This window comes from Sporomusa sp., from assembly GCF_035561255.1.
In the GTDB taxonomy this organism is placed as follows: Bacteria; Bacillota; Negativicutes; order Sporomusales; family Sporomusaceae; genus Sporomusa.
Map to the genome: position 1 here is coordinate 1 of NZ_DATMXX010000174.1, position 9,177 is coordinate 9,177.

9 protein-coding genes are annotated in these 9,177 nt (G+C 43.7%); all 9 read right to left on the reverse strand.

From position 1 onward, the window contains the following. Nucleotides 1-80: 80 nt before the first annotated feature. Nucleotides 81-1,208, reverse strand: a complete 1,128-nt coding sequence (locus VN379_RS09875) for an efflux RND transporter periplasmic adaptor subunit (protein WP_325533298.1) — start codon at nt 1,206-1,208, stop codon at nt 81-83. Beyond that, the gene (locus VN379_RS09880) at nt 1,205-1,438 is read right to left on the reverse strand and encodes a hypothetical protein (RefSeq protein ID WP_325533300.1); all 234 of its coding nucleotides are present in this window, start codon (nt 1,436-1,438) and stop codon (nt 1,205-1,207) included. The genes VN379_RS09875 and VN379_RS09880 overlap by 4 nt, the downstream gene beginning before the upstream one ends. 131 nt (nt 1,439-1,569) lie before the next feature. Beyond that, nucleotides 1,570-2,211, reverse strand: coding sequence for a TetR/AcrR family transcriptional regulator (locus VN379_RS09885; RefSeq protein ID WP_325533302.1), 642 nt, complete (start codon nt 2,209-2,211; stop codon nt 1,570-1,572). Nucleotides 2,212-2,312: 101 nt separating this feature from the next. Beyond that, on the reverse strand, nt 2,313-2,618 hold the full coding sequence (locus VN379_RS09890; protein ID WP_325533304.1) for a hypothetical protein: 306 nt from the start codon (nt 2,616-2,618) through the stop codon (nt 2,313-2,315). 65 nt (nt 2,619-2,683) lie between these two features. After that, nucleotides 2,684-4,540: an ASKHA domain-containing protein gene (locus tag VN379_RS09895; protein WP_325533306.1), complete on the reverse strand. Its 1,857-nt coding sequence runs from the start codon at nt 4,538-4,540 to the stop codon at nt 2,684-2,686. A gap of 50 nt (nt 4,541-4,590) precedes the next feature. After that, complete coding sequence (locus tag VN379_RS09900) at nt 4,591-6,636, reverse strand: methyl-accepting chemotaxis protein (protein ID WP_325533308.1); 2,046 nt, start codon at nt 6,634-6,636, stop codon at nt 4,591-4,593. A gap of 181 nt (nt 6,637-6,817) precedes the next feature. Beyond that, nucleotides 6,818-8,074 carry an S-layer homology domain-containing protein gene (locus tag VN379_RS09905; protein ID WP_325533310.1) on the reverse strand — a complete coding sequence of 419 codons (1,257 nt, stop codon included), beginning with the start codon at nt 8,072-8,074 and terminating at the stop codon, nt 6,818-6,820. A 106-nt stretch (nt 8,075-8,180) separates the two neighbouring features. Further along, nucleotides 8,181-8,975 (reverse strand): methyltetrahydrofolate cobalamin methyltransferase, encoded by a 795-nt coding sequence (locus tag VN379_RS09910; RefSeq protein ID WP_325533312.1) that lies wholly within the window; start codon nt 8,973-8,975, stop codon nt 8,181-8,183. A gap of 1 nt (nt 8,976) precedes the next feature. Next, a partial coding sequence (locus VN379_RS09915) for a cobalamin B12-binding domain-containing protein (RefSeq protein WP_414714982.1) occupies nt 8,977-9,177 on the reverse strand: 201 nt, incomplete at its 5' end.

Below are 9,177 nucleotides of genomic sequence, written 5' to 3' on the forward strand. Positions count from 1 at the left end.
GCCGGCAAGGAAAAAAAGAATGATAAAGAAATAAATGAATTGTTTATGCTCAAGGGACCATTTTGTTAAATTAAAACCAGTCATAATGAGTCACCGCCGAATTTAACTTTTTGCCCCTCTTTGAGTTTATGTACTCCGGCAATGACGATCCGGTCCCCTTGCTGCAGGCCGCTTAGTACTTGAATGCTCCCATTGCCGAAACTGCCAGTTTGAATGGGGCAAAGTGTCAGTACGTCCTCTTTTATCAACCACACTTTGGGCATATCGCCATCTTGATAGACAGCAGCCAGCGGAATCATTACACTGGACTTTATATTGTTATCACCTACGATAACGGCAGCAGTCATTCCTAGTTTTATTTCCGCCGGCGGGTTGATCAAGCTAATGCGGACTTTAAAGGTACGAGTGGCTTGATCTGCCATAGGAGCAACCTCTCTAATCGTGCCATTTACAGTCACATTGGGCAGCGCCCAAAAAGCAACTTTAACTTGCCCGGCTTTACGCAATTCTTCTATACGGTTTTCCGGGACACTAATTTCCACCTCACGTCCACCATCTTGCACGACAGTAATGACGGTTTGCCCGGCAGTCACCACTTGCCCCATTTCAGCAGTTACACTGGTAATAACGCCCGGTTTATCGGCCCGTAAGAGACTATAATCTAACTGATTACTCCCCTGCGTATGTTGGGCGGAGGCCTGCCGTACGGCGGCGAGGGCTACTTCATAGGAGCTGGTATATTGGTCATATTGGGCGCGGCTGATCGCACCTGTTTCTAAGAGCTGGCGATAGCGCTGCAGATTGCTTTCAGCAAGCTTAAGCTGCGACTCAGCAGAAGCTACCTGGGCTGAACTGCTGCTTACGTTTTGTTGAAGATCTCTCGGATCAATTTGCATTAAGACATCACCGTCATTAACTGTGCTGCCAAGTTGAACGTTACGTTTTAAAATTTTTCCACTGACCTGAAAGCCGAGTTGACTTTCATACCGTCCGCGAACTTCTCCTGAATATGTATAGCCTTGTGCTGCTTCTTTCGTACCGATGACAGCAGTGCGTACCATTGTAATTTCTTCAGCTGCCGATTTTATACTGTTATGGTTTGCCCAGGAAAGGCTGCCGCCGATAACGCCTGCACCGATTCCTACTACAATTAAGCCGTAAACTAATTTCTTTCTGGGCAGTTTGGTCAAAAATTTAAACTGTTTCATTGGTTTGCTCCTTTACTCTCGCTATGTTTCAAGGGTATACGCTGAAATACCGGGGGTTCGTACGCCAGGAGATGAATCATCGGTCCAGCACAGATGATTTCGATTCTTCCGACCTGTCTGCCTTCCCAAGTCCAGGTCTGCTTCAATTCGGATACAAGTTGATTAATTTGTTCCTGTGGCAGCGAGGAATCTGCCGCGACAGGGATTCCTTGAATAATAATGGTACACACTTTTGCTCCTCCAAATAACAAAATTCCAGGTGCTAAATTCTATTAAAAGACCCCCTTAGTTAATTGACTTAATTCAATTAATCGATGAAAAAAAGCGCTCATTCAGGTTTCTGAAAAGCGTTTTTCGTTTGCTAGTACAATTCGTTGTTTATAAGAAGCTGGATAGTATCCTGCTTCGCTCCTAAGGCAGTTTCAATAAGCTTTTCTGCCAATTTAAACTGATAATGAAGTAATTCTGCAGGTACTTTTTCATAAATTGCATTAATCAAAGACTCAAGAATGGCTAGAACTATATTGACTACAGCTTGTGGATGAGCCGCATTAAAATATTGTTCACGGTTTCCTTCCTCAATAATTTCCAGCAATAATGGTGCTAGTAGCCGGTCACCTTGCCGGGCTAACTTATCTAGGAAATGTATTGTTCCATCATTATAAAGGAATTCAAAAGTCAAGCCATCCTCATGATACAGCGATTGAAATAAGGTCTGTATGACAACCTGGAATTTATTGCACAAAGGGATCTTATTGGGATGAATCATCATTTTGATTCTTGACATATAGTCAGACAGTTCCCGGTTAATTAAAGCCTCTAATAATTCCTCTTTGGATTTAAAGTAGTAATAAATCGTCCCCTGGGCGACTCCCAGCTTTTTAGCGATGTCACTAATTGCCGTTTCATGATACCCCTTTGAATAAAACAGAGGTTCTGCAGCATTTAAAATTTCAGTGATACGTATTTGGGGATCTTGTGGCGGTCGAGCTATTGCTATCACCTCATTAATTGACTCGATTCAAATTATATAATATTTAAGCGAAAACCGTCAATATTTATTTTACCAAGAATACTTTCATCTGCCTCTCGCTGTCCTATTCTCTATTTTCTTAATGTGGGCGGCTCATGCTCAGCCAGTGCGCAAATATCTCTGGCTATTTTCACTATTTTTTCAACATCCTCAGCCAGTTTCCGATTATGAATTCTGGCTTCACACAATACGCTGCGAATTTTCTGGAGACTATATGCAATTAAATATTCTATATCCTCTGTTTTGGCCACTACTTCAGGCTGTGTAAGATTTATATTCTCAGCCCTATTACAATCACCGGGTTTGGAGGAAATAACTTGCTGTTGACCTTCCCCTGATACATCCAACAAATTGCCATTTGAGTCATCATTTTGCATATTTATCCCTCCTTAAATGATAGTAGATTCTAAATAATTATCTTCGAACACCGCTAATTGACTATTTATGAACCAGACACTGGGAATCTAAGGTTTGCCAGAAACCTATTTTGAAAATCGCTCTGAGCAGCCAATTCAATATAGTTAACCTTATCAGCAATAATAAAACACCGCCGCAAATTATCTGTAGACAATAACGCCTGTACAGCTCCCGTACCTGCTGCATTGCCGACAGACAAAACCTGTTCCCTTGTAACCCTCGGCAACATTCCGATATTAATGGCACTGTCAATATCAACATAATTACCAAAGGCACCCGCCAAACATACCTTTAAGTTAGTTTGGGTCCCCAACTCCTTCATTAAAAACTCAATACCCGTACAAATCGATGACTTCACTAGTTGGATCTGACGTATGTCTGCCTGCGTAATAGAAATGTTTGCCCCGCTTGCTGTGTTTTTCCCTTCGACAAGAACAAACTCCCAGGCATCACCCTGGTTGATAAGACGCTGCACAAGATTTGCCGGAATATTGGAAACACCAGGCTTGCGAAACCGCCCACTTGCATCCAGGAGACCAGCTTTCAACAATTGTGCAATCGCTTTTACCATCCCTGAGCCGCATATCCCGGCAGGCTGGGTATTGCCAATAACGTCAAAGGAGATACCGTGTTCTGAAATTTTGACATCGGCAATAGCGCCCTCGGTCGCACGCATCCCGTCACGCATATGTGCCCCCTCAAAGGCGGGTCCGGCTGCCGTAGAGCACGCATATAGCTTATCGCCAGCTCTAATCACCATCTCGCCATTCGTGCCTAAATCAACCAGCAGGGTTGGGTCTAGTCCAATATCCTGATTCACCGCTAAAATGGCAGCTGTCGTATCTGAACCGATAAAACTTGCGATATTCGGTAAGACTACAACTTTGCCTTGATTGTGTATTTCAAGTTCAATCTCTCGCGCGTATAGCGGTGCTACATATTTGAATAAGGCAGCATAAGGCTTTCTCACTAAAGTTGACGGAGAAATCTCCAGTACCAGATGAGCCATGGTCGAGTTACCCGCAATAGTTACTGTATAAATATTCGAGCTTTTGATGCTGACTGCGTCACAAAGCTCACTGATGATTGTGTTTAGGCAGGTGCGAATAAGTTGCGATAGTCCTTCTAATCCACCAATTAGATCATGCGTGGCTTGAATGCGGGAGATTACGTCTGCACCAAGCGTAGCTTGCGGATTATTCTTTGAACATATCGAAACGATTCTCTGTTCATTGATATCAACCAGCATTCCTACAACAGTTGTTGTCCCAATATCAAAAGCAACACCATACAATACACCCGATGTATCACCGGCTTCTATTGCCACCACTTTGCCATCAAGCAATGTTAAGGTAATATGAGCAGGCTGTGCTTCCACCACTTCACTTAATCGTCGCAACATGGTTGTACTGCTGATCAGTGCGGGATCATCTAAAATACTAGTATCTTTATTCCCAACACCTATAGCTTGCCTGATCATTTCCTGAAGTGAGTAATGGTTATCTACGGTGGGATACTCGGGTGTTAGGACAACCTTTCTTACCAGAGGATCCCCTGATGTAATCACTAGATCCAAGCCTTGACCTTTTTGGCTCACTTGTGCCTTCTTCATTTGAATTGCAATGTCTCCCTGAGGATAAATCTGACAGGCCATGTATGTACCATCTTTATTAGGCTGTATCTGAGCTCCGTCGACACCGGCGACCTGACCTTTAAGAACCCGGACTTTGCATTTACCACATGTACCCTTGCCACCACAGTTGGCTTCTAAAAAGACTCCGCCGTCAATTAATGCCCGCAATACTGTGCGGTCTTGACTACAGGGAATAATCCTGTCTTCATTGTCAATTACTAAACTATATTCTGTAGCTGACTCACTCATTGTATATACCTTCTTTCCTGCCATAAATATCCTGATAAAATGATATCTTATTACATTTTAAATCGCCGGATAAGGAGATTAAGTTTCTCAGCCATAGCAGCCATATTTTCACTGGAATCCGCCATTTTGTTAATAGAAGCCGATTGTTCATCCATAGTTGCGGCAATAGCATGGATGCTGTTTGCCGTTTCCGCGGTTCGTTCTCCAGCCCGTTCCGCAAACGCCAGCACACCATCACTCGAGGCACTAAGTTCTTCTGCGGCTGCTGTGATTTCCTGAATCTTAAGGTTTAGTAACTGTACGTGCTCAATGATCTGCTTAAATTTTTCCCCGCTTGACATAATCACTTCGGCTCCACGTGTTACTTCCCGGGTACTCACCTCCATAACGGCAACAACATTGTCTCCTTCTTTGCCAATCTCGCTAATTATCGCAGCAATTCTTTTCGCAGCTGCTTGCGACTGTTCGGCGAGCTTGCGCACTTCCTCAGCTACAACAGCAAATCCCCGTCCATGCTCACCTGCTCTGGCGGCTTCTATCGCGGCATTCAGCGCCAACAAATTGGTTTGGCCTGCAATAGTACTGATAACGGTGACGATTTCGCTTATCTGTTGTGAGCTTTCCCCGAGTTTGACGACTGCTTGGGCAGCCTGTCCGACATCCTGGCTAATCGATTGAATCTGCTCATTGGTCGTAGTTACCATCCTGCCACCCGCCTGGGCTACTTGCGTGGCTTCCACCGACATAGCCGCAATATCACTGGCCGTTTTTGCTACATGACTAATCGCGTCCGACATTTCCTGTAAGGAAGTGATGGTTCTCCGGGCTTCGTCTTCCTGCTGCATCGAATGAGCCGAAAGCGCCCCGGTGATACCGGCGATCTGTGAAGCAACATCGGAGGATTGCTCTGACGTACTATGAAGTTCCTGACTCGTCGCCGCAACCTGTTCTGATACTTTAGCAATTTCCATAGTCATTCTGCGCAGATTGTCAGTCATACAGGAAAAGGCAACAACCGTTTTTCCAATTTCATCGTTTTTCTTATAGTCTATGGTAGAAATCTTCAGATTACCGCTAGCTACTCGTTCAACGGCAATCGATAAATTAACTAACGGATTGATAATTCGCCTGTTGACCATAAAAATCATTACACCAACCAAACAAAGAATCGCAATAAGGATCATGCCAACGTTAGAGTATAGCAATTTCATAAGGGATGCATTGATTTCGGCCACCGGATACATTAACACCAGCGTCAATCCAGTATCGCCAATTGGCGAATACACGGCAAATACATTTTTGCCTGTCAGTTTGGCGATGCCGGACTTACCACTAGTAAAGATAGTGTCCCCCAGTTCCTTCAATTCCGTATCCGCGTCCTCAGTAATCTTCTCTGAAAGCTTTTTCGTTACAACTCCATTCTTTTCAGCGTAGTTACCAAGGTAATACCCTTTTTTATCAATAGCAAAAGCATAACCGCTTTGTCCGACCTTTATATTGCTTAACAGATTTTCAAAAGCATCCAAAGTTAAATCGATTGATACAGCTCCTACTTTTTTTTCATTCTTAACAATTGGTACAGAACAGGTAATCCAAATAAGGTTGGGATCTCGCCCCTGGGTTGGGTCAGTATACAAAACAGGCTTGTTAGTTTCCAGCACGGCCTTATAATAATCCATATTTCGATAGTCAAACTGTTTGTCCGTATACTGTTCAAATTTACCACTTTTATCTTTTACGATGATGCGGCAATACGCTTTGAATCCGGGTATGTATTCTGGTTCTAGCGCTATGGAAGCCGAAGAAAAATCGGGGTTTTTAGACACCATCCTTTTTAAAAATTCGACGTGAACAACCTCATCAGCTTGCTGCTGCGAAGCAACTAAATGACTGATTGCTATTGCCCCATCTGCAGCTTCTTTAAAAGTAGTATTCAGTGCATACGCTTCCTTATCAGTCTGAAGTATTAGTTCTTTTTGGATTCTTTCTATGGCAAAACTGTTAAACTGCGTGAGGCTAAGCGTTGTTTGCGCACCAAAAATCACACAGGTAACGCCGGCAATTATCAGCGCAAAAACTATTTTTATACTTTTCATTTTAGCTTCCTTCTAAATATTGAGTATCTCATTAAATTTAACACAGGGCATCGAAGCAATAATATTTATAAACTCCCGCCCGGAAATCATTCCGGCCGGGAGTTTATACGCTTTTTACTCAAGGTGAAGCAAATTTACTACCTTCCCTTTTCCAGAATAGACTATAAAACTAGGCCATAGTCTAGAAGAAATACCACAGACTGCCGATAAAGTTGCGTCTGCCATCAGAACTTTTGCCATTTTTATCTTTCACATCATTATATTGTAGCAATAAGAGTCCGTTTTTGAACACGGTGTACTCAACACCATATTCAAACCCTTTTGTATCGTTTAGGACGGCTTTAGGACCTGCGACATCGGTTGCCTCAGGGGTGCTCCACCACAAGGGGTCAAAATTTTTGTCGGCTTTTCTATAGCCCACCCAAACACCGTAGGTATGCTCTTTTGAGAGGTCAGCGCCCAGATACTTCAAAGCTGTATTCAACGCTTTGGCCTCTGAACCGCCATTACTATCCTTGGCATACTGCGCCCCATTGCTGGCATACTCGGCTTTTATAGAAAATTTGTCAAAGGTGTAACCAACACCAATGGCTTTCGTCCTGTACTGGTCCTCTTTTCTGTCAGTAAACCAGGCTAGGGTCATGTCCAAGTCAGAAGTAATATTGTACGCCATATCCACAAATGCATAATTAGGCGACTTCCAGTTATCAGCATGATATTGAGCAGCACCGGCATTGACCTTGACTTTATTACCAAAGCTAATTTTTGCACCATCCCAGTCATGCGGAACATCAACAGTAATTCCTTTACCAATAACCCAGGGTATGCGGCCGGCAGCAAAATTCACGCCATTAAAAAGTTTGCCGGATAAATAGGCAAGATCCAGAAAGGCATCGCCAAATGCGCCTTTTCCCGTCCTGGCATCGACACTCTTAGACTCAGTGGCGAATCGGCCGGTAAATGCTAAATCATCTGTTAACGGCGCATTCATAGTTAAGCGCAGCCGGGTCTTTACCGTAGTTGGATCGCTGCCATCAGAAACCTTAGTCCATTCATAGCGTTCACGGACTGAGCCGGAAAACGTAATGTTATCCTGCTTTTTTTCCACTTTAGTCAGTCGAACATTGAACCCTTCCAGTTCAGACTGGTACTCTGCAGCCAATTTTTCAATAAGAGCTTTATCGGCCTCATTGGCTTTGTCAGCGTGAGCTATAGCATTGGAAACTATAGCAGCCATTTCATAGCGGCTAACTGTTCTTTCCCCCTGAAAACTGCCATCGCCACTACCGGTAATAATACCTGCGTCAGCCAATTTCTGTACGGCATCATAGGACCAATGTTTCACCGGAACATCCGCAAAAGGATTGGCAGCAAACGCAGTACCTGTGATACTTAGCCCAAACACCATAGCCAGCATAGTAGTTATCATCTTTTTCATTTATCATTCCTCCATGAAAATTGCAGTACGCTCTGGAAACTCAAAATAATTTTTGCTTCAAAGCTTCGAATCCGGGAGCAACACGGAGTATTCTTACAAAAGTACTTTAGCCAATGAGACCCTTACGGTAAGCATTGGAGAATTTGCGGCACAACCGATCCTGCCCCAACAATACTTGTGTGGCCAGCAAGGCGCTTTGGAGATCTTTATCCAACGGATCCATGATGGCAGAATCCATCCCCTCATAAAGAGCCAGACAGAAGAAGTAACGGTTCACCAGCTTCCGCAAAGGCATTCCAAAAGAGACATTGCTTAACCCCGAAGTGATTTTAACCTCAGGGAATTCCTGCTTTATTTGCCGCATTGTCTGTAAAAAGCATAATATCGAAGTGTTGTCGGTAGAAACCGCGCTTACCAGTGGGTCGATATAAAGCCTGTTCTGAGGAATGCCATAGTCATTGGCTTTCTTAACAAGGCTTCTGGTTACCTCTAACCGGGGTTCAACAGTAGTGGGAATACCCCGGTCATCAACCGTCAGACAAATTACATTAAAACCGTAATCACGCACTAAGGGATATACTTGATCTGGCTTGTTGCCTTCCTCCGATACCGAATTAATCATACCCGGCTTTTTCACTAGTGGAATTACCGCTTTTATAGCTTCGGGATTAGGGCTATCAATACAGATTGGTGTGTCAACAGCTTCTTGCACACACTCAATAAGCCATTTCAGGGTTTCAATTTCAATATCTACTTCCGTCCCTGCACAAACATCAATATAATGAGCACCGGCCTCTGTTTGTTTGACAGCCAGATTTTGAATGATTGCCTTGTCTTTTTCTTTTATGGCATTAGCGACAGACTTAATCGTTCCGTTAATTTTTTCTCCAATGATTATCATCTTAGCGTCCCATCCATTCTTTGCAAATTCTTACAGCTTTAGCAGCATTAGTGGTCCAGCCATCTGCGCCAATTCTTTTACACGACTCCTCGGTTACAGGCGTTCCGCCCACAAGGATTTTCACCTTATCCCGCAAACCGGCTGCCTCGATTGCTTCTATCGTATCTTTCATACCTTCCAGGGCGAGTGTTAACACGCCGGC